Origin of the sequence: Pseudoalteromonas sp. CST2, assembly GCF_028599385.1 — a bacterium.
GTDB lineage: Bacteria > Pseudomonadota > Gammaproteobacteria > Enterobacterales > Alteromonadaceae > Pseudoalteromonas > Pseudoalteromonas atlantica.
On record NZ_JAQREO010000032.1, the window covers coordinates 1 to 1,178 of the forward strand.

Sequence of the window (1,178 nt, forward strand, 5' to 3'; positions counted from 1 at the left end):
ACGATAGTTGCTACAACACCAGCACCTACAGTACGGCCACCTTCACGGATAGCGAAACGAAGACCTTCGTCCATCGCGATTGGCGCGATTAGAGTTACTGTCATCTTAACGTTATCACCAGGCATTACCATTTCTACGCCTTCTGGTAACTGTACGTCACCTGTTACGTCAGTTGTACGGAAGTAGAACTGTGGACGGTAACCTTTGAAGAAAGGAGTATGACGACCACCTTCATCTTTAGAAAGTACGTATACTTCTGAAGTGAATGTAGTGTGTGGGTTGATTGAACCAGGCTTAGCTAGTACTTGACCACGTTCAACGTCTTCACGCTTAGTACCACGTAAAAGTGCACCAATGTTCTCACCAGCACGACCTTCGTCAAGAAGCTTACGGAACATTTCAACACCAGTACAAGTAGACTTAGTAGTCTCTTTGATACCAACGATTTCAACTTCGTCGTTCACGTTGATGATACCAGCTTCAACACGACCAGTTACTACTGTACCACGGCCTTGGATTGAGAAAACGTCTTCGATAGGCATGATGAATGGCTTATCGATGTCACGCTCTGGCTCTGGGATGTAAGAATCTAGTGCTTCTGCAAGCTCAACGATCTTGTCTTCCCACTGCTTTTCGCCTTCAAGTGCTTTAAGAGCAGAACCTTGAATTAGTGGTAAGTCATCACCTGGGAAGTCGTACTCAGAAAGAAGTTCACGAACTTCCATTTCTACTAGCTCAAGTAGCTCTTCGTCGTCAACCATGTCACATTTGTTCATGAATACAACGATGTAAGGTACGCCAACCTGACGAGAAAGTAGGATGTGCTCACGCGTTTGTGGCATAGGGCCGTCAGTCGCAGCTACTACTAAGATAGCGCCGTCCATTTGAGCAGCACCAGTGATCATGTTTTTAACATAATCGGCGTGTCCAGGACAATCTACGTGTGCGTAGTGACGAGTTGGTGTATCGTACTCAACGTGAGAAGTTGAGATTGTGATACCACGCTCGCGCTCTTCTGGAGCGTTATCGATTGATGCGAAATCTTTAGCAACACCGCCGTATACTTTTGCAAGTACGTTAGTGATTGCTGCAGTTAGTGTAGTTTTACCGTGGTCAACGTGGCCGATTGTACCAACGTTTACGTGCGGTTTTACGCGTTCAAACTTTTCTTTTGCCAT

General features: G+C 45.8%; 1 protein-coding gene. It reads right to left on the reverse strand.

Annotated features, from left to right (window positions below; genetic code table 11):
- On the reverse strand, window positions 1-1,178 hold a 1,178-nt coding region (tuf, locus tag PSH41_RS19995), incomplete at its 3' end, for an elongation factor Tu (RefSeq protein ID WP_264391151.1).